This window comes from Mycolicibacter longobardus, assembly GCF_002102265.1.
Taxonomy (GTDB): Bacteria; Actinomycetota; Actinomycetes; order Mycobacteriales; family Mycobacteriaceae; genus Mycobacterium; species Mycobacterium longobardum.
In genome coordinates this window covers 24,131-48,609 of record NZ_LQPG01000006.1, presented here as the reverse complement: position 1 = coordinate 48,609, position 24,479 = coordinate 24,131, and the positions used below count along the sequence as shown (strand labels likewise).

Sequence of the window (24,479 nt, the reverse complement as noted above, 5' to 3'; positions counted from 1 at the left end):
CCGGATCACCGGCCAACGGCCCATCTAGCCGGTGGCCTCGCGAATGTATTCACCGATCTGGCGCAGTGAACGGGTGGCCTCCGGCACGAACGGTGCGGCGATCTGGAAGACGTGGATCTGGCCGGGCCACACCCGCAGTTCCACCGGGACACCGGCCGCCGCCAGCACCTTGGCGCCCAACCGGGCGTCGTGCAGCAGCACCTCGGAACCGGAGACGTGGATCAGGGTGCGCGGCAAGCCGGGCTTGACGTGTTGCAGGGGTTCGAGGACTTCGCCGCCGTGCGTGCGGTCCCGCCGCGCCGCCGCTTCGATCAGTTCGACGAAGGCGTCGAATGCCTTGGGCGGGAACTCCGCCCCGGCGTGGATGTTGGGGTGGGCCTTCTTGGCTTCCTTGGCGATCTCCAGCAGCGGCGACATCGCCACGATGGCCGCCGGGTCCTCCCCTTCCTCCAGCAGCCGCTCCGCCAGCGCCAGCGACAGGTAACCGCCGGCGGAGTCGCCGGCCAGCACGATCTGGTCCGGTTCGTAGCCCTGGCGGCGCAGCCAGCGGTAGCCGTCGTAACAGTCGTCGATCGCGTCGGCGATGGAGTGTTTGGGGATCATCCGGTACTCCACCACCAGGACCGGGCTGTCGGCGTACTTCGACAACTTGGTGACCAGCCGGCCGTGGGTGTTGGCTCCGCAGGTCAAGAAGGCGCCGCCGTGCATGTACAGCACCACCCGGCGGGTGCCGTCGGCCGGCAGCACCCCGGCGGCCCGCACCAGTTGAGCCCTGCAGCGCGGCAGCCGGATGGTGGCGCGGACGGTACCGGGCGCGGGCAGCACCGCCTTGGCCGCGAAGTCGAGCAGACCGAACGGCCACGGCATGCGCGGAAGGTAGCTGCCGACCGAAAGCACCGGCCTGATGGTGACCCGTGCCGCCAGCCATGCCAGCCGCCCTTCGACGCTGGGCGAGTCTTCGACGACCTCGACGGGCAACCCGTCATTGCGGCCGAAGCGGCGGGGGCGAGCGGCGGTGTACAGACGGGTGAGAGCATACGACGAGCTGGGAATCTTGCTGGGTGCGGTCATGGTGCACACTCCCTCCAGCCGGCCCGGGCCGGCACAGCCAACGCGGTACAACGTATCGTCACACGCAAAAGTATGTGAAGAAATCTTAGGATTCGTTCCGATACTGCATCGGGTCCGCATCGTGATCATTTCTGTTTGCTGCAGCCGGGCATCAGGGCCGTTCCGCTCCCTAGACTTGCGGCATGGGGATCCGGGTACCGCGTCCGTCGGCGGTCACGCTGGTGACCGCCGGAGCGGTCGCCTCCAGCGGCACGCTCTACGTGGGCGTGCGCAATCTCCTGGCCGGTCAGGCCGACCGAGCCCGCCAGACCATCCCCAGGGCGTGCGCCATCCCGCCTCGCGCCGACGGTGTCTACGAGGCCGGCGAGGGCCCGGCGCAGCGTTTTCAGCGTGGCATGGCTGTCGATCTGCACCTGATGGTTTTCGGTGACTCGACCGCGACCGGCTACGGCTGCCATTCCCCCGACGAGGTTCCCGGAGCACTGATCGCTCACGCGCTTGCGCAGCACACCGGCATGCGGATTCGCTTGAGCACCAAGGCGATCGTGGGCGCCACCTCCAAGGGTCTCGCCGGCCAGGTCGACGCGATGTTCGTCGCGGGGCCGCCGCCGGATGTCGCGGTGATCATGATCGGGGCCAACGACGTCACCGCGCTCAACGGCATCGCCGCTTCGGCCCAGCGGCTGCGCACGACGGTGGCACGGCTGCGCGCCAGCGGCGCCGTGGTGATCGTCGGCACCTGCCCGGATCTGGGTACGGTCACCGCGCTGCCCCAGCCGTTGCGCTGGGTGGCGCACACTCGAGCCCGGCAGTTGGCCCGGGCCCAGACCCAGGCCGTCAAGGCCGCCGGTGGTATCGCCGTGCCGTTCGCCGACTTCCGGGCTCGGGAGTTCCACGACGCCCCTGAGCTGCTGTTTGCCCAGGATCAGTACCACCCGTCGGCCGCGGGGTATGCGCTGGCGGCCAGTCAGGTGATCCCCGCGCTGTGCGCCGCCCTGGACCGGCCCGATTCCCGGGTATGGGCGTCTTCGGGCTAGATTCGCCTGGAGTACCCGATCCCAAGGAGTCACCGTGCCCGAAGCCGTCATCGTCTCAACTGCTCGTTCGCCGATCGGCCGGGCCGGTAAGGGATCGCTGGTCACCATGCGGCCGGATGACCTGGCCGCCCAGATGGTGCGCGCCGCCCTCGACAAGGTGCCCGAGCTGAACCCGCACCAGATCGACGACCTGATGATGGGCTGCGGCCAGCCGGGCGGCGCGTCCGGCTACAACATCGCGCGGGTGGTCGCGGTACTGCTCGGCTATGACTTCCTGCCGGGCACCACCGTGAACCGGTACTGCTCGTCGTCGTTGCAGACCACCCGGATGGCGTTCCACGCGATCAAGGCCGGCGAGGGCGACGCCTTCATCTCCGCCGGGGTGGAGACCGTGTCGCAGTTCGCTATCGGTGCCGCCGACGGTGCACCGAACAGCAAGAACCCGATTTTCGAGGAGGCCCAGGCCCGCACCGAGGCCGCTGCGGCCGGCTCAGGCGAATGGCACGACCCGCGTGCCGACGGGTTGGTGCCCGACATCTACATCGCGATGGGCCAGACCGCCGAGAACGTCGTGCTGCACACCGGGATCAGCCGCGAAGACCAGGACCACTGGGGCGTGCGCAGCCAGAACCGCGCCGAGGAAGCCATCAAGAACGGCTTCTTCGCGCGGGAGATCTCCCCGGTCACCCTGGCCGACGGCACCGTGGTGAGCACCGACGACGGCCCCCGCGCCGGAACCACCTACGAGAAGATCAGTCAGCTCAAGCCGGTGTTCCGGCCCAACGGCACGATCACCGCCGGCAACGCCTGCCCGCTCAACGACGGCGCTGCCGCGGTGATCATCACCAGCGACACCAAGGCCAAGGAGCTGGGTCTCAAGCCGCTGGCCCGGATCGTGTCCACCGCGGTGTCGGGCCTGTCGCCGGAGATCATGGGTCTCGGCCCGATCGAAGCCGTCAAGAAGGCGCTGATGAACGCGAAGATGTCGGTCTCCGACATCGACCTGTTCGAGATCAACGAGGCCTTCGCCGTGCAGGTGCTGGGCTCGGCCCGCGAGCTGGGCATCGACGAGGACAAGCTGAACGTGTCCGGCGGGGCGATCGCACTGGGTCACCCGTTCGGTATGACCGGCGCCCGCATCACCGCCACTCTGCTGAACAACTTGGCGACCTACGACAAGACCTTCGGCGTGGAGACCATGTGTGTGGGCGGCGGCCAGGGCATGGCCATGGTGGTCGAGCGCCTCGCCTAACCTTTCCCGTTGACTCTGCGCGTAGGGCGGGAAAGTTCGAGTAGCGCCCGCCCTCAGCGCAGACTCAACGCATCCCAGGCACGCTGGACGCGGCGGATCACATCGTAGCCCCGGTGTTCGGCAAGCACCTTGATGTGCATCCAGCCGACACTTTGGATGTACTCGAGGCGCTCGGCATCCTTCACGAACTGCGGCCGGCTGGTGCGGTGCTGATCGCCGTCATATTCGACGGTGAGCATGATGCCCTCCCAACCCATATCCAGGAAGTACTTCGGATAGCCGTCCGGGCCTAGCACGGGGATCTGGGTTTGCGGCCGGGGGAATCCGGCGTTGATCAGTAAGAGGCGCAGCCAGGTCTCTTTCGGCGACTCCGCCCCCGCGTCGACCAGATCCAGGGCGATTTCCAGTTGCCGCAGGCCGCGAGTATGCCGGTGCCGTGCCGCCAGCTCCGCAACGTCGTCGACCTTGAAATGCGTGGCGTTCGCCAGCGCGTCGAGCCTGGCGACCGCATGACCAAGTGGTCCGCGCCGGCCCAGGTCGAACGCCGTGCGCTCGACCGAGGTCAGCACCATGCCCCGACGTCGTTGGGTCTCGTGCTCAAGGAGTCGGTCATCCCTGGTCCGCACACCCCGCGGCGCCCTGGCGTTCGGCCAGATCAGGTCGATGGGCTCAGCGTCGTCGACCCATTTCGCGCCGTGCAGTGCGGATGCAGCTGTTCCCGCCACCACGGCCTGCCGACCCGACCACAGCCACGCGGCGAACGTCCGCTGCAGAAGTGTGGGCTGGGTGCGCTTGTCCAGGTAGACGTTCGGCAGGATAGCCGTGCAATACGTGCGTAGCTCATGCCTGCTCAGCGCCCCGGACGCCAACGCCTCGCTGCCGATGAAGGGCTCCTCCATGGCCAGATGGTGGCAGCTTCGACGCCGGCACGGTGACGGTCATCCACAAGTAGAAATGACTCTGCGCTGAGGGCTGGTGCTACTCGCACTTTGGCGCCCTCAGCGCAGAGTCAATGGGTAAGGCTGGAGGTCACTCGCTCTGGAAGTAGCTGAGCAGGCGCAGGATCTCCAGGTACAGCCAGACCAGGGTCACGGTCAGGCCGAGTGCGATACCCCAGGCCGCCTTCTCCGGCGCCCCGGCCCGGATCAGCTGGTCCGCGGCGTCGAAGTCGATCAGGAAGCTGAACGCGGCGATACCGATGCACACCAGCGAGAAGATGATCGACAGGGTCCCGCCGCTGCGCAGGCCCAGGCCCTCACCCCCGCCGACGCCGAACAGCGACAGCACCAGGTTGCCGATCATCAGGGCCAGCACGCCGAACATTCCGGCGACCAGCATGCGGGTGAACTTAGGAGTGACGCGGATGGCGCCGGTCTTGTAGACGACGAGCATGCCGGCGAACACCCCGAAGGTGCCCATCACGGCCTGGCCGATCATCGAGCCGGCGTTGCTGGTCCCGACCGTGACCGCGGTCAGCACGAACGAGATGGCACCCAGGAACAGACCCTCAAGCACCGCGTAGCTGAGCACCAGGGCCTTGCTGTCCTGCTTGCGGGCGAACACGCCGACCATGACCAGGGCCAGACCGCCGAACGCACCGATGAAGGTCAGCGGAGCTGCCAACGCCTGGTTGGCCGCCACCAGGAAGTAGGAAATGATCGCGGCGACGCTGAGCACCCCCAACGTCATGCCGGTCTTGGTGACCACGTCGTCGATGGTCAGCGGGCGAGTGACCTCCCGCTGGTACTGCGAAACAGCCGGATCGACCTGGTAAGTCTGGCCGACCTGCTGAGTGGCGCCGGCGACACCGGTACCGAACTGCGCGTAACCGCCCTGTTTGGGCAACGAACGAAATACCGGGTTGCTGGTCTCCCGCACCGTCCCGATCCTCTCTTATGCTTCTGAAGCGAAGGTTTGCGAACACTGGTTCAACGTTGACCGACCCGCCAGAGTTCCCGACGGCATTCGGGTCGTTCTGTCGCCAAACCTTACCCGCGGATCGGCGACCGCGGCTAGGGATCTACATTGCGAAGGCGTGACAGGCGAATCTGGCAGTGCCCTGAACCCCGACGCCCTGAACCCCGACGCCCTGAACCCCGACATCCTGGCCCGCGTTGCCGATGGGGTCGGCCTGCTGACACTCAACCGGCCGAAGGCGATCAACTCGCTGAACCTTCCGATGGTCACCGCGATGACCACGGCGCTGACCACCTGGGCCGATGATCCGGCGGTAACAGCGGTGGTCCTGGCCGGGGCCGGCGAGCGCGGGCTGTGCGCCGGCGGCGACGTTGTTGCGATCTACCACAGCGCCAAAGCCGACGGCGCCGACGCGCGCCGGTTCTGGTACGACGAGTACCTGCTCAACGCGCAGATCGGCAGATTTCCCAAGCCGTACGTGTCGTTGATGGACGGCATCGTGATGGGCGGCGGCGTCGGGGTCGGGGCGCACGCCAACACCCGGGTGGTCACCGACACCACCAAGATGGCCATGCCCGAAGTGGGCATCGGGTTCATCCCCGACGTCGGCGGCACCTATCTGCTGTCGCGCGCGCCGGGCAACCTGGGCCTGCACGCGGCACTGACCGGCGCCCCGTTCTCCGGCCCGGACGCCATCGCCCTGGGCTTCGCCGATCACTACGTGCCGCATTCGGAGTTGGACGCCTTCACCGCGGCGATCACCGCCCACGGCGTGGACGGCGCGCTGGCCGCCCACGCAGTCGAACCGCCACCGAGTCCGCTTGCCGCACACAGCGACTGGATCGACGAGTGCTACGCCCACGACACCGTCGCTGAGATCGTGGCCGCGCTGGCCGGACACGCCAGCCCCGAGGCCAACGCCGCCGCCGAGCTGATCGGCACCCGCTCGCCGATCGCGTTGTCGGTCACGCTGGCCGCGGTGCGGCGGGCGAGTGAGCTTGCCACGCTGGAAGACGTTCTGGTCCAGGAATACCGGGTGTCGTGTGCCTCGCTGCGCTCCCATGACCTGGTGGAGGGAATCCGCGCCCAGCTGGTCGACAAGGACCGCAACCCGCAGTGGTCGCCGGCCACCCTGGCCGAGGTGACCACCGCCGACATCGAGACGTACTTCGCCCCCGCCGAACCCGACCTAGTGTTTTAAGTGTTTTAAGGAGCCCTTGCCATGTCATATGAAACGATCCTCGTCGACCGCGACGGACGCGTCGGCACCATCACCTTGAACCGGCCGCAGGCACTCAACGCCCTCAACAGCCAGGTGATGAACGAAGTCACCACCGCCGCAGCCGAATTCGACGCCGACTCGGGTATCGGCGCGATCATCATCACCGGCAGCGCCAAGGCATTCGCCGCCGGGGCAGACATCAAGGAGATGGCCGACCTCAGCTTCGCCGACGTGTTCGCCGCCGACTTCTTCGCCGCCTGGTCCAAGCTGGCCGCGGTACGCACCCCGACGATCGCCGCGGTGGCCGGGCACGCCCTGGGCGGCGGTTGCGAACTGGCGATGATGTGCGACGTGCTGATCGCCGCCGACACCGCGAAGTTCGGCCAGCCGGAGATCAAGCTCGGCGTGCTGCCCGGCATGGGCGGCTCGCAGCGACTGACCCGGGCCATCGGCAAGGCCAAGGCGATGGACCTGATCCTGACCGGCCGCACCATCGACGCCGCCGAAGCCGAACGCTCCGGCCTGGTGTCGCGCGTGGTCCCGGCCGACGACCTGTTGGCCGAGGCCGGCAAGGTGGCGGCCACCATCGCCGGGATGAGCCTGTCGGCGGCCCGGATGGCCAAGGAGGCGGTGAACCGGGCCTTCGAATCCACGCTGGCCGAAGGGCTGCTCTACGAACGCCGGCTGTTCCATTCGGCATTCGCCACCGACGACCAGACCGAGGGCATGGCGGCCTTCACCGAGAAGCGCGCACCGAATTTCACCCACCGCTAGGAGATCCGGGTGTCCGACACAGCCGTGGTGGCCGCCGCCGAGCCGGTACCGCCGGAGCCGCCCACCAAGCCCTGGTGGGTCCGGCGTTACACATTCACCGGGACCGCGTGCGGCGTGGTGCTCATCTGGCTGTCGCTGACACCGTCGCTGCTGCCTCGCGGCCCGCTGTTCCAGGGCCTGGTCAGCGGCGCTTCCGGAGCCGTCGGTTATGGCCTGGGCGTGTTCGCGGTGTGGCTGGTCCGCTACATGCGGTCTGCAGATTCCAGCCCGCCGGCCCCGCGTTGGGCCTGGGCCGTGCTGGTCCCGGTGGCCGTCGCCGGCCTTGTCGGCATGAGCTTCTGGTTCCACGTCTGGCAGGACCGGGTGCGGGATCTGATGGGTGTGCCGCATCTGGACTGGCTCGCCTATCCGTGGGCCGCGCTGCTGTCGGTGATCGTGCTCTTCACGCTGGTGGAGATCGGTCAGTTGATCCGGCGCCTGACCCGGTTTCTGATCGGGCAGCTCAATCGGGTTGCGCCGCCGCGGATTTCCGCGGTGGTCACGGTGTCGTTGCTGGTGGCTCTGGTCATCGCCCTGCTCAACGGCGTGGTGGTGAAAGTCGCGATGCGCACCCTGAACCACACCTTCGACGCGGTCAACAACGAGATGGGTCCGGACACCGCCGCACCGGACAGCCGGTACCGCTCCGGCGGTCCGGAATCACTCGCCTCGTGGGAGTCGCTGGGCCGGGAGGGCCGGGTTTTCGTCGGGAGCGGCCCCACCGTCGCCGACCTCTCCGCGTTCAACGGAAAGCCGGCGAAAGAACCGATCCGCGTCTACGCGGGGCTGCACTCCGCCGACGGGATCGCCGCGACCGCCGAGCTCGCCGCGCGGGAACTGCAGCGTGCCGGCGGGCTGGACCGCGAGATAGTCGCCGTGGGGACCAGTACCGGCACCGGCTGGGTCACCTCGCCGGATCCCACGTCGCTGGAGTACATGTACAACGGCAACACCGCTGTCGTGAGCATGCAGTACTCATTTCTGCCCAGCTGGCTGTCCTTCCTGGTGGACAAGGAGAACGCCCGCCGAGCCGGCACCATGCTCTTCGAAGCGGTCGACAGGCTGGTGCGGGAGTTGCCGGAGTCGCGGCGCCCGAAGCTGGTGGTGTTCGGCGAGAGCCTGGGGTCATTCGGCGGCGAGGCCCCGTTCATGAACCTCAACAACGTGCTGGCCCGCACGGACGGAGCGCTGTTTTCCGGGCCGACGTTCCAGAACACCGTCTGGACCGATCTGACCGCCACCCGCGATCCGGGCTCGCCGCAATGGCTGCCGATCTACCGGGACGGCCGCCATGTGCGGTTCGTGGCACGTCCGGACGACCTGCACCGCCCGGACACCGCCTGGGAGAGCCCGCGGGTGACCTACCTGCAGCATGCTTCCGACCCGATCGCGTGGTGGAATCCCCGGCTGCTGTTCAAGAAACCCGCCTGGCTCAGCGAACCGCGCGGCTACGACGTGCTGCCCGAAATGCGTTGGCTGCCGGTGGTGACGTTCCTGCAGGTCTCCGCCGACTTGGCGGTCGCGATCGACGTGCCGTCCGGGCATGGTCACCACTACACCCAGGATGTCGCCGACGGCTGGGCGGCGGTGCTGCAGCCCCCGGGCTGGACGCCGGAGAAAACCGGCCAACTGCGACACCGTCTGCATTCCGACGAGAGCAGCTGATGGAAGGGGGCACCGTGGTCCAACAATGGCATTGTCCCGCGCACTCCGGGGCACCATCACTCACACCACCACTGAGGCGTTCCGGAGCGGGCTATTTGCTCGACGCGACCAGCACCCCGGCGGCGGCCAGTGCGTGATACCCGCCGATGACGTCGGTGGCGCGGTGCAGGCCCAGGTCCAGCAGCGCGGCCGCCGCCAGGCTTGAGGTGTAGCCCTCCGAGCACAGGATCACCCACTGCACGTCGTCGTCGACCGCCTGCGGCAGCCGGGCGTCACTGGTGGGGTCGCAGCGCCACTCCAGCACGTTGCGTTCGATGACCAGCGCGCCGGGCACCTCCCCCTCCAGAGCGCGCTGGGCTGCCGGCCGAATGTCGACCAGCAGCGCCCCCTCGCGCAGCGCCGCGGGCACCTCGTCGGCGGTCAGCCGGCGCAGCCGGGCCCGCGCCGACGCGAGTATCCCGTCGATACGGCTGGTCAACTGGGTTGCGGTCACGACGCCTCTGGGTGTTCGGTGAGTTCGGTGCGCTGCCGGCGCAGAGTGCCCCCGGCAGTGACGTCGTAGTAGGACATCTCGGCCAGTGGCGGTGAGTAGGCGTGCACGCTCAACGTAGGGCCGGACGGTTCGGGAGACGGCGCCCAGACCACGTCGTGCACCCAGCCACGCGTGAACGTGGCCTGGTCTCCGGCCTCCAGGCGTCGCTGCGCCAACTGAGTCCCATCCCAATGGAATTCGTCCAGCGATCCGGACAGCACGGTCAACGCGCCGAGCGAGTCGCCGTGATCGTGCAGTTCGGTCGCGTGTCCCGGCACCCAGCTGATCAGCCAGATGTCGAGCCGCTCGTCGCCGTGGATTCGGGCGAACCAGCGATTGTCGTCGGGCAGCCCCGAGGCGGGCAGCAGGTCGTTGTAGCGGCCGGCGAGCACCGCGTCGGCAGCCAGGTCGGTGGTCTGCAGAAGGTCGGGCAGGCGCAGCGAGCGCGGCCGGGAGACCGGACGCCGCAACGCGATCGGATCAGCGATAGTCATGGTGAGAACTCCAGATATGGATGGGTGGATTCAAGACCGGGGTCGGGCAGCCTTCAGCTGCGGCAACAACAACCCTGGGATCCGACGTGCTCCATCACAGCGGCAATGGTAGGCGGCTGCGACGCCCGGCGCACCGGTCCGTCGTGCCCCACGGGGCGGATCCCGGCCTGTTCCACGCCCCGGATACCCGCTGTGACCTGCATGTTCGTCCGGCCACTACGGTTGTAATCACCATGACAGAAAGAACCGACGCGGTATTGCCCGCAAAATGGTGGACATGACCTCTGCGGGAGCGTCCCAGGAATCGCAGGCGCCCCAGGCATCCCGGCCACCCCGGGTGTCTTTGGTGCTGGGCAGCGGCGGCGCGCGCGGCTACGCCCACATCGGGGTGATCACCGAACTGCGCGAGCGCGGCTACGACATCGTCGGAATCTCCGGGTCGTCGATGGGTGCGCTGGTCGGTGGCCTGCAGGCCGCCGGGCACCTCGACGAATTCGCCGAGTGGGCCAAGTCGCTCACCCAGGGTGCGGTGCTGCGACTGCTGGACCCGTCGTTCACCTCGGCCGGGGTGCTGCGGGCCGGCAAGATTCTCGATGTCGTCCGGGACATGTTGGGCGACATCGATATCGAAGGACTGCCGGTTCCCTACACCGCCGTCGCGACCGATCTGATCGCGGGCCGGTCGGTGTGGCTGCAGCGCGGTCCGGTCGACACCGCCATCCGGGCCTCGATCGCCATCCCCGGGTTGATCGCACCCCATGTGGTCGACGGCCGTCTGCTGGCCGACGGCGGGATCCTCGACCCGCTGCCGATGGCACCCTTGAGCGCCGTCAACGCCGACCTGACGGTGGCGGTGAGCCTCAATGGGGGCGACCCGGCGGCGGCCGGCCCGGCCGCGGAGGATTCGGAGCGGGGCGCGCCGGCCGGGCGGCTGAATCGCATGTTGCGCAGCACTTCTGCGCTGCTGGACACCAGTGGGGTGCGGTCGCTGCTGGACCGTCCGACGGCACGGGCGGTCCTGGACCGGTTCAGCAGCGGTGAACCCGAACGGTATGGACCCGACGAGGACGAGGCCGAGGCCGAGGAGTCGGCATCCGGCGTGCCGGGGGTGCCCAAACTCGGCAGCTTCGAGGTGATGAACCGCACCATCGACATCGCCCAGGCGGCGCTGGCCCGCCATCAGCTGGCGTCGCATCCACCCGATCTGCTCATCGAGGTGCCCCGCACGGCCTGTCGCAGCCTGGACTTCCACCGCGCGGCCGAGCTGATCGACGTCGGCCGGGAGCTCGCCGGCCGCGCGCTCGACTCGATGAAGTCGATTTAGCCCTTGGCCAAGAACTCGGCGATGGCGGCGGCGTGCTGTCGGCCCTGTTCGCGTCCCGCCCGCGCCGACGGCACCCGGCACGCCGGGTCCAGCGGGTTGCTGCCGAAGGCGCGCACCGCAACACCGTCGGCGAACACCGCGAACACGCGCCCGCCGAACGCCGCGACCTCGGCGGCCGCACCGGCACCGAATGGTGACGGCGACGATTCCCCGGAGGGCACCAGCACCACGGCCACCTGGCAATCATCGGCGACGTCGAGATTGATCCCGCTGCGCATTCCACCGTCCATATAGCGCCGCCCGCCGATCACCACCGGCGGCCAGACCCCCGGCACGGCACAGCTGGCGGCCACCGCGTCGACCAGGTCAACTCCCGAATCCCGGTCGAACACCACCAGTTCCCCGGTGTCGATGTCGATCGCGGTGATCCGCAGGCAGCGGTCCGGCCACCGGTGCGACGGCAGCCGGCGCTCGATCACCTGGCGGCGCACCGCGACCGGGACCGTCTCGGCCGACAGCGCCACCGCGCCGATGCGCTGCATCTTCTGCACGGCCGAGGTGTTCGGTGCGGTCATCACGGTCAGGAACAGCTCCGCGATCTCCTCGCCGCCCACCCCGGGATCGAGTTCCGGTGAGGTGTCGGCGACCTGGCGGGCGAACAGCTCATCGAGACCGGTCCCGCTGCCGATCTGGGCGCTCACCGCCGAGCCGGCCGAAGTCCCCACCAGCACATCGGATTCCAGCAGTGCCGCCGCCGTGGCGGGGGACTCGTCGGCGATGCCGCACAGCACGCCGGTCTCCCAAGCGATGCCCGCCACTCCCCCGCCGGCCAGCACCAGGGCGCGTTTGGACGTCATGCGCTCAGCGCGCCAGGCCCGGGGCGGCCCGGCCGGTGATCAGCGGCAGGTCGAAGAACCCGGCGATACCGGCCGGGGCGGCACAGGTCGCCGGAATGGCGTTGACGCAGTGCGCCGCGGTCGCCACGATGCCGGGGTTGCTGATCAGGCCGGCCTCGACGGTCTCGGGCTGCCAACCCTTGACGGTGACGAAGGTGTCCGGGTTGCCCCGCACCTCCATCTCGTAGCGCTCCCCGGCCGGGCCGAAATCCCATGGCGGGTCGAGGTTCTCCTCGCCCATCAGCCAGTTGACCGTGACCCGTACCACCACGTCCTCGCCGACGGTGGCTTCCCAGTGGAACCGTCGGCCGGCGACCTGGCCGGGTTCGATGACCCCGATCGGGGAATCGATCGGCGCGGTGGCCACCGCCACCTCCTGTGATGAGCGGATGCGCTCGTCGGCGGCGAAGCCGATGCGGTCCACGCACAGCCGCACCGCTTGACGGAATCCGCCGTCCAGCAACTTCTGCATGGGGCCGCTCAGCGCCTGATCCGGGGTGCCGCCGAACCCCATCACGTGCCGCAACACATCCGGGGCGCCGTAGGTGCGCAGGTCCGAATACTCTTCGCCGCGAACGAATGTCACGCCGGTGGACATCACCGACAGCAGCAGCGGGAACAGTTCAGTGGCCGCGCCCGGACCGATGCCGGCGCCGTGCAGGGTCACGTTGCCGTCACGTGCGGCTGCCTCCAGCGGGGCCGCCTCCTTCTCGGTCGGGTAGAACCAGCCGACCGGGGTGACGACGTTCTTGCCGGAACGCAGCAGCGCGGCGACCTCGTCGGGGTTGGGCAGCAGGGGCGCGTAGATCACCGCGTCGGCGTCGAGGGCCAGCACCTCATCGACGCTGTCGGTGGCTGTGACGCCCACCGGCGCGGTACCGATGAGTTCTCCGACGTCCTTGCCGCTCTTGGACTTCGAGTGCACCCAGCAACCGACCAGTTCGAGGTCGGGATGCTCGAGCACCCCCTTGATGGCAGCCACCCCGACCGAACCGGTTGCCCATTGGATGACACGCAGGCTCATCAGTCACGCACCTCGCTCACTTGGTATTGGTCCTCGGCATATCGGGCCCGGATGGTCTTCTTGTCGTACTTGCCGACGCTGGTGCGCGGAATCTTCTCGACGAACGTCCAGCGCTCCGGCAGCCACCAGCGGGCAACCTTGTCGGACAGGAATTTTCGTAGGTCTGCGGCGCTAACCTCAGAACCCTCCCGGGCCACCACCACGGCCAGCGGCCGTTCCTGCCAGCGCTCGTCGGGCACTCCGACCACCGCGGCTTCCACCACATCGGGGTGGCCGATCAGGTCGTTCTCCAGCTCCACCGAGGAGATCCACTCGCCACCGGACTTGATCACGTCCTTGGCCCGGTCTGTCAGGGTGATGAAGCCCTGCTCGTCGATGCGTCCCACGTCGCCGGTGCGCAGCCAGCCGGAGGAGAACTTGGCCTCATCCTGGCCGCGGTAGTAGGCGCCGGTGATCCACGCACCACGCACCTCCAGCTCGCCGACCGCTTCGTTGTCGTTGGGCAGCACCCGGTCCTCGTCGTCGACGATGCGGGCCTCGACACCGCACACCGGCCGTCCCTGGGTGCCGCGCAGCGCCCAGTGCCGCTCGGGCGGGGTGCCCGGCGGCGGCCACGCCATGGTGGCCATCGGCGAGGTCTCGGTCATGCCCCATAGCTGCCGCACCTGCACACCGTGCCGCTGCTCGAAGGCCTGCATCAACGACACCGGGACCGCCGACCCACCGCAGGCCACCATCCGCAGTGACGAAATATCATGGCCGGGTTCACGATCCAGGTAGTGCATGACGTCGTTCCAGATGGTCGGCACCGCACCGGCCACGGTGGGCCGCTGCGCCTCGATCAGGGCGACCAATGACTTGGCGTCCAGGTGCCGGTCCGGCAGAGCCAGGTCCGCGCCGGCCATCAGCGCCGAATACGGCAGCCCCCAGGCGTTGGCGTGAAACATCGGCACGATGGGCAGCACGCAGTCTTCCGAGCCGACCGCGGTGCCGTTGGTCATGCATCCCGCCATGGAGTGCAGGTAGCTGGACCGGTGGCTGTACACCACGCCCTTGGGGTTGCCGGTGGTGCCGCTGGTGTAACACATGGCGGCCGCGGAGTTCTCGTCGATGACCGGCCAGTCGAACTCGTCGGCCTCGGCGGCCAGCAGCTCGGCGTAGCGCAGCACGGTCGTGCCGGAGGCCTCCAACGCTTCGAAAGACAGGGGGTCGCCGTCACCGACCACGATCACGGTGTGCACGGTCTCCAGTTGTGCCAGCACCGGCGCCAGCAGCGGTATCAGGGACGCGTCGACCAGGATCACCCTGTCCTCGGCCTCGTTGGCGACGAAGACGATCTGTTCGGCGAACAGCCGGATGTTGAGGGTGTGCAGCACCGCGCCCATCGCCGGAACCGCCAGGTAGGCGGCCAGATGTTCGGTGTTGTTCCACATGAACGTGGCCACCCGCTCGTCGCCGGTGATGCCGAGGCGCCGCAGCGCATTGGCCAACCGGGCCGCCTGCTTACCCAGCTCCGCGTAGGTGGTGGCCCGAAACCCGTCGTCGGTCATGGTGGTGACGGTGCGAGCACCGTGGATGGTGGTGGCATGCCGCAGGATGGCGCCGACCGTCAACGGCCAGCTCTGCATGGTGCTGTGCATCGGCCTATTCGATCACGCCGACATCCGGCATGGGCCGTTGGTTACAACGCAGGTTCGAGTTGCAGCATCCGGCTGACGGCGTCGTCGAGCTCGAGTTGTTCGTGCAGCGACGCCGACGGCGACGGCAGGTCGGCCAGCGAGGCGACCGTCACCGCGCCGTCGAAACCGGCGATGTAGAGCCGGCTGCCGTCCGGGCTCTCCGCGGCACAGGACGGTGCCGCGATACCGGTCAGCGTGCCGAGGGCCTCGTTGGTGCGGGCGCACACCACCAGGACTCCGACCGAGGTGACCAGGTAGACGCGCTCGCCGTCGCGGCCGGCGATCAGCTGGATCAGCTGGGCGTCCACACCGCGGCTGGAGATGACCGCGTGGCTGCGGACGTCGACGACGTAGACGGTCCCGCGGCCGTCGGAACCGGACGTCGCCACGTACAGCCGGGCACCGTCGGGGCTGACCGCGACATCGACGACGTTCGAGCCGACCTTGATCCTGTCGAGAACGTGCAGGTCGCGGTCCAGGACAGTGACGGTGTCGCCGGTGGGCTGACGGACCGTGACGTAGAGCCGCCGACCGTCCGGGCTGATCCGCAGACCCGCCGCGGCGGCCGCAGGATGGCCGGACACGCCGACCGAGCCGGCGGGGCGCATGGTCGCGTCGAGCGCGAGCACGTCCACACCGGACGAGCCGGTGCGGGTGAGGTACACGCGGCTGCTCATCGGGTCGGCGACCAGGTCGCCGATGTCCATGGCCACCGGGTAGCAGCCGGTGACCTCGGCCGTGTCGACGTCGATCGCCAGCACGGCGTCCAGCGCCGTGGAACCCGCGGTGACATAGGCCCAGCCGGTACCGGCAGCGCCGGCGGCGATGGCGAACGGCTCGTCGGCGTGGAAGACGGTGCTCACGATGCGACGGGTGGCCGTGTCGATGATGGAGACGGTGTCGTCGCCGTAGTTGGTGGCCAGCAGTCGGGTGCCGTCCGCGGTGACCGCAATGCCGCCAATGGGGCCGCGATCCAGCCTCACGGTGTCGACGATGCCGGATGCAGAGTTGGCCAATCCATAAGCCGGCACGTCTTCCACATCGCTCCCATCGACCAAGTTCGTATCGTCAGTTCGTATCGTCGTTGCACGTGCGCCCGCGGCTGCCGCAGTGCGGCCCGGCTAGGCGTCCGGTCGATCCTAGCGGTTAATTTGAGGTAACAGGAAAATGTCGTAATTATTGTGATCGAGGTCGCACGCTAATCCCACCAACCCCACGCAGCGGCGGGCGAAGGCGCAGGATCGGACCTCCCTCAGCAAGCTGGGTTATGTGCCGTGAACAGGTGTTTCGCGGGTTCTGGGCAACGTCGGATCCGCGTCACGATTAGCGTTGAATAAGAAATTAAGAATCCCACCAGGCAATTCGGGATTTCCGGCGCCCAACCCTTGCGAACTTGCGGGCGGGCGGGTATGGCGCAGGTCCGGCAGGCGAGCCTCTACGACGCGTCGACGTAGGCGACACCCACTTCGCGACATACGGAGACCAGCCGCTTGTCGCGCGTCCACAACCGCGATCCGCCCGTAAGCAGCACCGCGCCGAGCAGGTGTGCGTCGACGGCGCTCAGGCCCCTGAGCCGGCGTTCGTCTACGAGCGTCACCACCTCGGCGTGGCTCAGCGCGGGGAACTGGCGCAGGTCTTCGAGAAGCTCTAAGACGGTGTCGCGCTGCTTGGTCGAGCCGAGAGCCAGTTCCTCAATCACGAGCGGGTGACACCCGACCTCATCGTGTTCCAGGCGGGAGACAAGGGGTGCTTCAGGACGCGCCGAACGACACTGGGCGGATTCAGGAACGAGCCAGGGGCCTTCTCGACCGCCGTTGCAGAGAGGGAATCGCGAGAGCGACGAGCCCGCGAATCGTGCCTTTGAGGATGTCCAGAAGGTCGAAGTGGTCACGCCACAACGCCACCTTCCCGTCCCGTACCTCGAAGGTGCCGCACGCCCAGAAGTCAGCTCGGAACCGGCCGACAATGAGCGAGTCGGTGCGCTCCGTAAGGACGGTGGTGCCCCCACTGACGATTTGATGGTTGACCACGTCCCAGTTCAGGAACGGCAGGCGGGCGGCCATGGCGCGGAAGGTGCCTTCGATACGCTCCGCCCCGTGCATGGTCGTATATCCGACATTGCGAAAGACGATGTCGTCGGCCATCAGCTCACGAGCCGCATCGAAGTCCTTGTCGCGCATGACCGCATAGAGGAATGCCTCGACTACTTCAGCCGGTGTGGTCGCCGAAGAACCCACGGCGCTCGGCTGGCCATCCACCCACCCAGCGTATTCCGCATGCCGCACCGCCAGGAGCTGTTTTGCGGTGAGCGGGCGGGAACCCGCCAGCAAACTCGCTCGACCCCACGCAAACGCCGGCCGCGGACTGCATTCCTGGAATGCCCTCCCTACCAATCGCGCACGGGTACAGTCGTACTCCTGGCAAGTCGCTGCATTTCGCGACCGGAGCGGTAGCGACCTAGTTCTCGTTGGGGGCAAAGCGATGAAGTCTATTCTCGTAGCGGTGCCGGCAGCGCTCATGGCGGGTGCATCGCTTACTCTGGCGGGCCCGGCGGCGGCGGAGCCGATCAGCGGCACTTATGACGTGATGATGAACGGTGAGCGCAAGACAACTTGGACGTTCGCCGACTGCGGCCCAGGCTGCACACCGGGCTGGCGCGCCGAGGGCACCACGTGGACTCTGGATTTCGGCGACAACTGCGTGGCTCGCTTCGACAGTGCCACGCTGGCCGGCACGTATGGGTGCGGCTTTATAAAGGCGCCCATGCAGCTGGTGAAAGTCGGCTGACACCGTGCCCCCAGTCGGACTCGAACCGACACTTTGCGGATTTTAAGTCCGCTGCCTCTGCCAATTGGGCTATGGGGGCTTCGCAGCTCAGAGCGTACTGGCGGCGACGTCGTCACCACAGAACGCGGTCCGATCCGCCGCGCGCGCTCCCGTCACTCAGTGGCCTTCGGATGACCCGGACCGGCGTGCCTCAGCCACAGGGTGCGATTGGCGGTGTCGACTAGGTACCAGATGCGGCCGGCGCCAGTCACCTCGTACTGCCATTGCTCCATGTCGATACCGCGGTGCACCGCGGTGGCAAGCCGTCCTTTGAGTTGGTGATGCCGACTGGTGGGCGCCGGCCGTTGGGGACGGACCCGAAGTTCGCGCCAGGCCGCTGCGGTGTTGGCGGCAGCCTGCTGACTCAACGCTTCCCAGCCCTTGGCGGCCTCGCTGGTGGCGAATCGCAGCTCCCACTCACCACTGCCGGCAGGCGGCGCGACACGATCTCCACGCTTTGGCGCCACCTATCGACGAGCCCCCGGCTCCGGCACCGGACCGAAGTCCTCGTCACTGGGCGCGGACAGAACAGCCGCGAGTTCCGGGTCAGCCAGCACCTCGGCGGTGTGTCGCCAGGCGTCGATCACCCGGGCTATCGGCGCAGGGTTGTCGATCGACTCAGCAGCCTTGATCGTCGAGACCAACTCGACGACGAACTCATCGAGCTCGTCCCGCGACAAGAACGTCACCCACGGAAATACCTCGGGAACGACATCGGCGATCAGATCCTGAACATGCGGATCCTGCTGCATCAACGCGACAAACAACCGCGACGTCACCGAGGAGGCTTCGCGTGCCTGCGCGGCCCGCGAGGCCGTTGTCAGCACCAGGTCTTCGGCATCACGGCGGCGCACCACCAGAACACGGTTGGCAGACTCGCGCAGCCAGGACTCGACCGTGGCCTTGCCCCGCAGCTGCAGATCGGAGAATGACACGACGTCCATGACATCTAAATTACTTTTAAAGTCGTCTTTCGGCAATGTGTGTCGGCACCCGGCATTGCGGCGTGCTCGGTGCTGACCTGCGTGTAAAGAGTTCCGACACCGGGGTTAAAAAGCGGTTAACCGGCTTCCGTTTTCGGGCAGTCATACGGGAGCGTGATGCCCAGGAGCCGGTCGTAGCCGGGTCCGTAAGGAGATGCTATGTCTTTCGTGACCGCCCAGCCGGAGGCCCTCTCGAGCGCCGCCAGCAGTCTGCAGTCGATCGGTTCGGCACTCAACGCACAAAGCGCCGCGGCGGCAGGCCCGACCGCCGGCGTCGTTCCCCCGGCTGCCGACGAGGTTTCGGCACTGACCGCCGCGCAGTTCAACGCGCAAGCCGGCCTGTACCAGTCGGTTGCCGCACAGGCCGCCGCCGTCCACGAGATGTTCGTGGCCACCCTCAGTGGCAGCTCGGAGGCCTACGCGGCCGCCGAGGCCGCGAACGCGATCGCGGCGGGTTAGGCGGAAGTCATGCTGAATCACGAAGCCGCGCCCGCCGGTCGCAGGCACACCAGACCGGGGTCGACGCCGATGACAGCCGCCTCCGCGGCGTGGCGCGCCCTGGCCGCCGAACTGATGTCGACGGCACACTCCTACGAGACGGTGATGTCCGGCCCGGGCATCGCCGGGTAAGACCCGAATTCCGGCTACGAGAACGACCTTCAGATAAGGAGAGGCAGCAATGGCAACACGATTTATGACGGATCCGGACGCGATGCGTGCGATGGCGGGTCGTTTCGACACCCACGCCCAGACCGTTGAGGACGAGGCCCGCCGGATGTGGGCATCCTCGACCAACATCTCCGGCGCCGGCTGGGGCGGTCTGGCCGAGCGCACCTCGATGGACACCATGGGCCAGATGCAGACCGCGTTCCGCAACATCGTGAACATGCTGCACGGGGTCCGCGACGGCCTGATTCGTGACGCCAACCACTACGAGCAGCAAGAAGCTGCCTCGCAGCAGATCCTGTCGAGCTAGAAGGAGAACCGCAAAGATGTCAATCAACTACATGTTCGGTGATGTCCACGCCCACGGTGCCCTGATCCGCGCCCAGGCCGCTTCCCTGGAAGCCGAGCACCAGGCCATCGTGCACGACGTGCTGGCCGCCGGGGACTTCTGGGGCGGCGCCGGTTCGGTGGCCTGCCAGGAGTTCATCGGCCAGCTCGGCCGCAACTTCGCAGTGATCTACGAGCAGGCCAACGCCCACGGCCAGAAGGTGCAGAGCGCCGGCAACAACATGGCCAACACCGACGCCTCGGTCGGATCCAGCTGGGCCTGACACAAAGCGAGAACCTGGGAAACCCGGCGCAACGGAGGGGGTTGCGCCGGGTTTCTGTTCCCGGACATCAAGGACTCATCAAGGTTCGGCCCCGCGCCGTTAAGAGCGCGTAAGGACGAGTGCTAACCGAGCACCGTTGCGACACGGTGGATCTCGTAGCCGGCATGGTGCCGGCTCGTTCGGTTAGGAGATGGTGATGTCGTTGGTGTCGTTCGTGAGCGCGCAGCCTGAAGAGCTGACCGCCGCGGCCGGCGAGTTGACCGGCATCGGAGCGGCATTGGCCGCCCAGAACGCAGCTGCTGAAGCGGTGACCACCGGCGTGGTGCCCGCGGCGGCGGACCCGGTGTCGGCGTTGACAGCCGCACAGTTCGTTGCGCACGCCGGCCTGTATCAGGCGGTCAGTGCCCAGGCGAACGCCATTCACCAGATGTTTGTCACCACCCTGACGGCCAGCGCCGCATCGTATGAGGCGACCGAGGTCGCCAACGCGATCGCGGCCCGCTAGGCCCAAGCAAAAACTACGGACCCAAAAATGATGGAATTCGGTGCGTTGCCACCGGAAGTCAACTCAGCCTGGATGTACACCGGACCGGGAGCGGCGCCGATGATAGCGGTGGCCGCGGCCTGGCATGGTCTGGCAGCCGAGCTGGAGTCGACCGCCGCGGCCTACCAGGCCGTGGTCACCCGAATGGCAACCGAGCTGTGGACCGGTTCGGCGTCGTCGTCGATGGTATCGGCGGTCACTCCCTACGTGGCGTGGCTGAACACCACCGCCGCGCTGGCCGAGCAGGCGGCCACCCAGGCCACCGCGGCCGCGGTCGCATTCGAGACGGCGTTCGCCATGACGGTGCCGCCGTCGGTGATCGTGGCGAACCGCAGCCTGCTGATGACGCTGGTCGCGACCAACTTCCTGGGGCAGAACACCCCGGCGATCGCGGCCACCGAGGCCCAGTACGCGCAGATGTGGGCGCAGGACGCCACCGCCATGTACGGCTATGCGGGCGCGTCAGCGGCAGCAGCCCAGGTGACCCCGTTCACCGACCCTGCGCCGACGGCCAGCCCGGCCGGGCTCACCGGGATCACCCAGTTGATCTCCGAATTGCCTTCGGCACTGCAAGGTTTCGCTTCGCCACTGCAAGCGGGATCGTCGACGGCACTAAGCGACCTCCTGGACCCTACCGGCCTGGGCTCGATGGCAAGTTCCAACGGATCCAACCTGATCGGGGTGCTGTCGAGCATGCTGGGCATCTCCAGCAGCTTCGGCGGCGCCACAACGCCGACGCCCGCCCTGGCCGGGGTTCCGGGTACGGCGGGGCCGGCGCTGACCGGCGTTGCGGGCCTCGCGGGCCCCGCCGGCTGGAGCGGGATCGGCGCTGGGGTGTCGGCGGGTATGGGCCGGGCCGGCTCCGTCGGGCTGCTCTCGGTGCCGCCGACGTGGGCCGCGAACGCCACGACGGCCGGCAGCACCGCGACGGTCCTGCCGGGCGCCACCTTGACCGCCGCTGCCGAACGAGGTCTGGGGGCGATGCCCGCCGGCATGCCCGTCGGCGCGCTCGGGGCGCGCGCCACCTCGGCGGCCCCCGCCCCGAGCTACGGATTTCGGCCCACCGTCACCATGCATCCGGTGGCGGCCGGCTGAGCAGGAAGAAATCACCCAACCAGAAAGAGAACACCCATGACCACACGTTTTATGACCGATCCGGACGCAATGCGTGCGACGGCAGCCCGTTTCGACACCCACGCCCAAACCGTTGAGGACGAGGCCCGCCGGATGTGGGCGTCTTCGACCAACATCTCCGGCGCCGGCTGGGGCGGCCTGGCCGAACGCACCTCCTACGACACCATGGCCCAGATGCAGACCGCGTTCCGCAACATCGTCACCATGCTGCACGGCGTGCGCGACGGCTTGATCCGGGACGCCAACCAGTACGAACAGCAGGAAGCCGCTTCACAGCAGGTCCTGAGCAGCTAACTAGCAAAACCACCAAGAAAGGGAGAAAGACAATGTCCATCAACTATCAGTTCGGTGACGTCGACGCCCACGGCGCGTTGATCCGCGCCCAGGCCGCCGCCCTGGAGGCCGAGCACCAGGCGATCGTGCACGACGTGCTGGCCGCCGGGGACTTCTGGGGCGGCGCCGGCTCGGTGGCCTGCCAGGAGTTCATCACCCAGATCGGGCGGAACTTCCAGGTCATCTACGAGCAGGCCAACGCCCACGGTCAGAAGGTGCAAACGGCCGGCAACAACATGGCCAACACCGACGCCGCCATCGGCTCCAGCTGGGCCTGAAAGCAAACCGTCAAGAATCCGTGAAAGACCGTAAAGAAGTCGTTAACGACCTCCGCTATTGGGGACTCGGCCAGGGACAGTGGAGCGGTCACCGAGCCCAGCTGGGGGCCGGCTCGTATCGCACAAGGAGTGTCATGTCGTTCCTGACCACCCACCCCGAGGCGTTGTCCGCGGCGGCCGGCGACCTGCAGACGATCGACGCGGCATTGCACGCCCAGAACGCGGCCGCGGCCAGCCCGATCACCGGGCTGGCCCCGGCCGCCGCCGACGAGGTTTCGGCGCTGCAAGCCACTCAGTTCTCGGCCTACGGCACCCTGTACCAACAGATCAGCGCGCAGGCCGCGGCGATGCAGGAGATGTTCGTTCATACCTTGCGGACCAGCGCCGACTCCTACGGGGAGACCGAGACGGTCAACTCGGCGGCGGCCACCGCGACGTCGGGGCTGGGCACCGCGACGGGAGCTGTCGGCTCGGGGGCCGCAGTTGACCCGACATTCGGGCCGGGCGGAGTCGCCAGCAACTCCGCCATCCTGGCCGCAGCGAACGGCGCGAACTTTGGCTCCGCCACAGCGGCGTTCACCAGCTTGGGCACCGGCTTCATCACCAACCCGTCCGGTGTCATCCACAGCGTCACGGGAGCCGCCACGGGTAACTTGGCCTCCCACAACACGCCCGCCACGGCGGTCGCACCCGTCGCCCCAGCCACTGGACCGGCGGCCCAGGCCAGCAAGCTGTCGGCACCTCCGAGTTGGGCCACCGACCCCGAACCAGAGACCCCGGCAAGCCCGCTCGTCGAGGCCGAACCCGCTCCGGAGCCGCACGCGGCCACCACCCTGCCCGCCGGTGCACCGGCCGCCGCGTTGGCCAATCGCGGCGGCTACGGGTTCGGACGGCCGCGCTACGGCGTCAAACCCGTCATCATGCCGCGTAAGCCGATCGTTTAGCAGCGGCAAGCTTCCACCGGAATCATTTACAGGAAACGGACTGCCACGACATGGACTACGCAGCGCTGCCCCCGGAGATCAACTCCGCGCGGATGTACACCGGCGCCGGGGCCGCACCGATGATGAGCGCAGCGGCAACGTGGAATGCGCTGGCCGCGGAACTGACCGCCACCGCAGCCGGCTATGAGTCGGTGATCTCTACGCTGACCGACGAGGAGTGGCGGGGCCCGGCAGCCACAGCGATGGCTGCCGCGGCGCGGCCCTACATCGCCTGGCTCAACACCACCGCGTCCGCCGCCGAGCATGCCGCGTCCCAGGCGTCGGCATCGGCGGCCGCCTACGAGGCGGCATTCGCGATGACGGTGCCACCGCCGGTGGTCGCGGCGAACCGGACGCAGCTCGCGGCCCTGGTGGCGACCAACCTCCTAGGAGTCAACACCGCGGCGATCGCGGCGGTCGAGGCCCAATACGCCGAGATGTGGGCGCAGGACGCTATGGCGATGTACGGATACGCAGCGTCGTCCTCGCTTGCCGGGGTGTTGCAGCCGCTGAGCTCTCCCGCGCCCAACACCAACCCGGCGGGAATTGCGAATCAGGGTGCGGCGGTGGCGCAGGCTTCGGCCGGAGGCGCACAGAACGGACTGTCGCAGCTGATATCCGAGCTGCCCGCGGCGGTGCAGAGCCTGGCTGCCGGCCCTGCCCAGAGCGGGTTGGGTGACCTCCTGGGTGGCCTGGCCGAGTCCACGCAGAATGTCGGGCTCTGGCCCGAGTTGCACACCTATAGCGGGGCGTTGAGCAACATCGGCGCCTGGCACTTGTTCTCCGGTATCGCCAGCGCCATCGCCATCGCGCACGGGCCGCCGGCGGCGGGGGCCGCGGGCATGTTCGTGGACTCGGTTGCCACCGAGGTTGGAACGTCAGCCGGCGGCGCGCCCGTGCTGGCCGGACTCGGCAAGGCCGCCCCGGTCGGCGGGCTGTCGGTGCCGCAGAGCTGGCCAGCCGCCGTTCCGAACCCCGCCACCTCGATCCCCGAGAACGCCGCGACCCTGGTCAGCCACGGCTGGACCGACGCCGAAGAGGGTGGCGCGGTGAACACCGTCGGGGCCGGGATGCCGGGCATGGCAACGGCCGGTCGCGGTGGTTCGGGTTCGAGCAACCCGCGCTACGGGTTCAAACCCACTGTCATGGCGCGACCGGTCGCCGCTGGCTGATCACGGCGGTTGCCGGGATGATG

At 68.1% G+C, this 24,479-nt stretch carries 29 protein-coding genes, 1 tRNA gene and 1 pseudogene; 17 read left to right on the top strand and 14 right to left on the bottom strand.

Annotated features, from left to right (window positions below):
* Positions 1-24 precede the first annotated feature (24 nt).
* Positions 25-1,071, bottom strand: coding sequence for an alpha/beta hydrolase (locus AWC16_RS00820; protein WP_085262956.1), 1,047 nt, complete (start codon positions 1,069-1,071; stop codon positions 25-27).
* Positions 1,072-1,253: 182 nt separating this feature from the next.
* Here AWC16_RS00820 and AWC16_RS00815 point away from each other — a divergent pair, with 182 nt between their 5' ends.
* Complete coding sequence (locus tag AWC16_RS00815) at positions 1,254-2,108, top strand: SGNH/GDSL hydrolase family protein (protein WP_085262934.1); 855 nt, start codon at positions 1,254-1,256, stop codon at positions 2,106-2,108.
* 34 nt (positions 2,109-2,142) lie between these two features.
* Positions 2,143-3,360 carry an acetyl-CoA C-acetyltransferase gene (locus tag AWC16_RS00810; RefSeq protein ID WP_085262933.1) on the top strand — a complete coding sequence of 406 codons (1,218 nt, stop codon included), beginning with the start codon at positions 2,143-2,145 and terminating at the stop codon, positions 3,358-3,360.
* 53 nt (positions 3,361-3,413) lie between these two features.
* On the opposite strand, the gene AWC16_RS00805 is transcribed toward AWC16_RS00810, so the two are convergent.
* Both AWC16_RS00805 and AWC16_RS00800 read right to left on the bottom strand, forming a co-directional pair.
* Positions 3,414-4,259 carry a hypothetical protein gene (locus AWC16_RS00805; protein ID WP_085262932.1) on the bottom strand — a complete coding sequence of 282 codons (846 nt, stop codon included), beginning with the start codon at positions 4,257-4,259 and terminating at the stop codon, positions 3,414-3,416.
* 130 nt (positions 4,260-4,389) lie between these two features.
* Entirely contained in the window at positions 4,390-5,238 is an 849-nt protein-coding gene (locus tag AWC16_RS00800; protein ID WP_085262931.1) for a Bax inhibitor-1/YccA family protein, read from the bottom strand.
* A gap of 211 nt (positions 5,239-5,449) precedes the next feature.
* Here AWC16_RS00800 and AWC16_RS00795 point away from each other — a divergent pair, with 211 nt between their 5' ends.
* From AWC16_RS00795 to AWC16_RS00785, 3 genes are read left to right on the top strand one after another with little or no spacing between them, the layout of a single operon-like run.
* Positions 5,450-6,478, top strand: coding sequence for an enoyl-CoA hydratase/isomerase family protein (locus tag AWC16_RS00795; RefSeq protein ID WP_109561231.1), 1,029 nt, complete (start codon positions 5,450-5,452; stop codon positions 6,476-6,478).
* A 21-nt stretch (positions 6,479-6,499) separates the two neighbouring features.
* Positions 6,500-7,273: an enoyl-CoA hydratase gene (locus AWC16_RS00790; protein ID WP_085262930.1), complete on the top strand. Its 774-nt coding sequence runs from the start codon at positions 6,500-6,502 to the stop codon at positions 7,271-7,273.
* Between the two features lie 9 nt (positions 7,274-7,282).
* Positions 7,283-8,977, top strand: coding sequence for an alpha/beta hydrolase (locus AWC16_RS00785; protein WP_085262929.1), 1,695 nt, complete (start codon positions 7,283-7,285; stop codon positions 8,975-8,977).
* A gap of 91 nt (positions 8,978-9,068) precedes the next feature.
* On the opposite strand, the gene AWC16_RS00780 is transcribed toward AWC16_RS00785, so the two are convergent.
* Both AWC16_RS00780 and AWC16_RS00775 read right to left on the bottom strand, forming a co-directional pair.
* Positions 9,069-9,455 (bottom strand): rhodanese-like domain-containing protein, encoded by a 387-nt coding sequence (locus tag AWC16_RS00780; RefSeq protein WP_085262954.1) that lies wholly within the window; start codon positions 9,453-9,455, stop codon positions 9,069-9,071.
* An 11-nt stretch (positions 9,456-9,466) separates the two neighbouring features.
* Positions 9,467-10,003: a cysteine dioxygenase gene (locus AWC16_RS00775; protein ID WP_085262928.1), complete on the bottom strand. Its 537-nt coding sequence runs from the start codon at positions 10,001-10,003 to the stop codon at positions 9,467-9,469.
* A gap of 277 nt (positions 10,004-10,280) precedes the next feature.
* On the opposite strand from AWC16_RS00775, the gene AWC16_RS00770 reads away from it, so the two are divergent.
* Positions 10,281-11,327, top strand: a complete 1,047-nt coding sequence (locus AWC16_RS00770) for a patatin-like phospholipase family protein (protein WP_085262953.1) — start codon at positions 10,281-10,283, stop codon at positions 11,325-11,327.
* Here AWC16_RS00770 and AWC16_RS00765 read toward each other — a convergent pair.
* The 6 genes and pseudogenes from AWC16_RS00765 to AWC16_RS24825 all read right to left on the bottom strand — a co-directional run bounded on the left by AWC16_RS00765 (position 11,324) and on the right by AWC16_RS24825 (position 17,184).
* Entirely contained in the window at positions 11,324-12,184 is an 861-nt protein-coding gene (locus AWC16_RS00765; protein ID WP_085262927.1) for a patatin-like phospholipase family protein, read from the bottom strand. The two genes, AWC16_RS00770 and AWC16_RS00765, sit on opposite strands and share 4 nt — an antisense overlap.
* A 4-nt stretch (positions 12,185-12,188) precedes the next feature.
* Positions 12,189-13,247, bottom strand: a complete 1,059-nt coding sequence (locus AWC16_RS00760) for an NAD(P)H-dependent amine dehydrogenase family protein (protein ID WP_085262926.1) — start codon at positions 13,245-13,247, stop codon at positions 12,189-12,191.
* Positions 13,247-14,887 carry a long-chain fatty acid--CoA ligase gene (locus tag AWC16_RS00755; protein ID WP_085262925.1) on the bottom strand — a complete coding sequence of 547 codons (1,641 nt, stop codon included), beginning with the start codon at positions 14,885-14,887 and terminating at the stop codon, positions 13,247-13,249. Before AWC16_RS00755 ends, AWC16_RS00760 begins: the two co-directional genes overlap by 1 nt.
* A gap of 41 nt (positions 14,888-14,928) precedes the next feature.
* Positions 14,929-15,909: a YncE family protein gene (locus AWC16_RS00750; protein WP_234812065.1), complete on the bottom strand. Its 981-nt coding sequence runs from the start codon at positions 15,907-15,909 to the stop codon at positions 14,929-14,931.
* 452 nt (positions 15,910-16,361) lie between these two features.
* A pseudogene (locus tag AWC16_RS00745) lies at positions 16,362-16,679 on the bottom strand (type II toxin-antitoxin system VapC family toxin); the annotation flags it as partial.
* Between the two features lie 28 nt (positions 16,680-16,707).
* Positions 16,708-17,184, bottom strand: a complete 477-nt coding sequence (locus AWC16_RS24825; RefSeq protein WP_264016737.1) for a limonene-1,2-epoxide hydrolase family protein — start codon at positions 17,182-17,184, stop codon at positions 16,708-16,710.
* Positions 17,185-17,428: 244 nt separating this feature from the next.
* Between AWC16_RS24825 and AWC16_RS00735 the strand changes: the two genes are divergently transcribed.
* Entirely contained in the window at positions 17,429-17,713 is a 285-nt protein-coding gene (locus AWC16_RS00735) for a hypothetical protein (RefSeq protein WP_133055896.1), read from the top strand.
* A gap of 5 nt (positions 17,714-17,718) precedes the next feature.
* On the opposite strand, the gene AWC16_RS00730 is transcribed toward AWC16_RS00735, so the two are convergent.
* From AWC16_RS00730 to AWC16_RS00720, 3 genes are all read right to left on the bottom strand, one after another.
* Positions 17,719-17,792, bottom strand: a tRNA-Leu gene (locus AWC16_RS00730).
* A gap of 73 nt (positions 17,793-17,865) precedes the next feature.
* Positions 17,866-18,219: a hypothetical protein gene (locus AWC16_RS00725; RefSeq protein WP_085262921.1), complete on the bottom strand. Its 354-nt coding sequence runs from the start codon at positions 18,217-18,219 to the stop codon at positions 17,866-17,868.
* Complete coding sequence (locus AWC16_RS00720; protein WP_085262920.1) at positions 18,220-18,696, bottom strand: hypothetical protein; 477 nt, start codon at positions 18,694-18,696, stop codon at positions 18,220-18,222.
* A 198-nt stretch (positions 18,697-18,894) separates the two neighbouring features.
* Between AWC16_RS00720 and AWC16_RS00715 the strand changes: the two genes are divergently transcribed.
* The 10 genes from AWC16_RS00715 to AWC16_RS00670 all read left to right on the top strand — a co-directional run bounded on the left by AWC16_RS00715 (position 18,895) and on the right by AWC16_RS00670 (position 24,456).
* On the top strand, positions 18,895-19,194 hold the full coding sequence (locus tag AWC16_RS00715) for a PE family protein (RefSeq protein ID WP_085262919.1): 300 nt from the start codon (positions 18,895-18,897) through the stop codon (positions 19,192-19,194).
* 9 nt (positions 19,195-19,203) lie between these two features.
* Complete coding sequence (locus tag AWC16_RS25455; protein ID WP_085262918.1) at positions 19,204-19,365, top strand: PPE domain-containing protein; 162 nt, start codon at positions 19,204-19,206, stop codon at positions 19,363-19,365.
* Positions 19,366-19,414: 49 nt separating this feature from the next.
* Positions 19,415-19,711 carry a WXG100 family type VII secretion target gene (locus AWC16_RS00705; protein WP_085262917.1) on the top strand — a complete coding sequence of 99 codons (297 nt, stop codon included), beginning with the start codon at positions 19,415-19,417 and terminating at the stop codon, positions 19,709-19,711.
* Between the two features lie 16 nt (positions 19,712-19,727).
* The gene (locus AWC16_RS00700) at positions 19,728-20,012 is read left to right on the top strand and encodes a WXG100 family type VII secretion target (protein WP_085262916.1); all 285 of its coding nucleotides are present in this window, start codon (positions 19,728-19,730) and stop codon (positions 20,010-20,012) included.
* A gap of 205 nt (positions 20,013-20,217) precedes the next feature.
* Positions 20,218-20,517: a PE family protein gene (locus AWC16_RS00695; RefSeq protein WP_085262952.1), complete on the top strand. Its 300-nt coding sequence runs from the start codon at positions 20,218-20,220 to the stop codon at positions 20,515-20,517.
* 30 nt (positions 20,518-20,547) lie between these two features.
* Positions 20,548-21,651: a PPE family protein gene (locus AWC16_RS00690; protein WP_085262951.1), complete on the top strand. Its 1,104-nt coding sequence runs from the start codon at positions 20,548-20,550 to the stop codon at positions 21,649-21,651.
* 36 nt (positions 21,652-21,687) lie between these two features.
* Positions 21,688-21,984 carry a WXG100 family type VII secretion target gene (locus AWC16_RS00685; RefSeq protein ID WP_085262915.1) on the top strand — a complete coding sequence of 99 codons (297 nt, stop codon included), beginning with the start codon at positions 21,688-21,690 and terminating at the stop codon, positions 21,982-21,984.
* Positions 21,985-22,016: 32 nt separating this feature from the next.
* A complete protein-coding gene (locus tag AWC16_RS00680; protein WP_085262914.1) occupies positions 22,017-22,301 on the top strand; it encodes a WXG100 family type VII secretion target in 285 nt (94 codons plus the stop codon).
* 134 nt (positions 22,302-22,435) lie between these two features.
* Entirely contained in the window at positions 22,436-23,245 is an 810-nt protein-coding gene (locus AWC16_RS25450) for a PE family protein (RefSeq protein ID WP_085262913.1), read from the top strand.
* Positions 23,246-23,295: 50 nt separating this feature from the next.
* Positions 23,296-24,456: a PPE family protein gene (locus AWC16_RS00670; protein WP_085262912.1), complete on the top strand. Its 1,161-nt coding sequence runs from the start codon at positions 23,296-23,298 to the stop codon at positions 24,454-24,456.
* Positions 24,457-24,479 lie beyond the last annotated feature (23 nt).